1 protein-coding gene is annotated in these 547 nt (G+C 60.1%); it reads right to left on the bottom strand.

What is annotated here, in order from left to right:
- Positions 1-182 precede the first annotated feature (182 nt).
- Positions 183-464, bottom strand: coding sequence for a hypothetical protein (locus tag AC1D0Z_RS23930; RefSeq protein ID WP_477660591.1), 282 nt, complete (start codon positions 462-464; stop codon positions 183-185).
- Positions 465-547: the final 83 nt, after the last annotated feature.

Raw genomic sequence — 547 nt, 5'->3', positions numbered from 1 at the left:
GCCGCGTAGCAGCTGCATGCCGCGGCTTCCGGGTCGCCGCGGTCAAGAATCTTCAATGCACCACGGTGGTATTTGATCAATCCGCTGCGCTGCAGCGCGTTGGCGGCCGACGTGATGCCGACGCGGCGCATGCCCAGCATCAGTCAGGTATCCACTGCAAAGTTCGCCCGGTACCAATGCGGCTACCGGCTCACTTCCTCAACCGCCTCAGTGGTCTGCAATGCATGAACGGCGATCTGTGCCGACATGAGTGCCAGCGATGCCAGCGGGTAGGTGCCGCTGATGATGCCCCTGAAGGCGACCTCTGCCGCGACGGCGTCCTGGCCCAGGCCTTCGGTGGCGGCGATGATGCATTCTTCAATGCCACCCAGCCCGGCGTCGCCGAACAGGTCTTCACCTTCGTAAGTCACGCGGTATTCGTACTGGGTCTTGTCAAAAGAGTCGATGTTAAAACGGACGATCATGGCGGTTCCTCTCGCGCAACGGCGAATGGTTCAGAAAATTCTGCTACAAAATCAATAGCTGCTTGCGCTCGCCGCTATTGGGC

This window comes from Polaromonas sp. P1_E3 (genome assembly GCF_056405935.1).
Note: the sequence above shows the minus strand (reverse complement) of the source record. Positions and strands in the feature narration are given on the sequence as shown.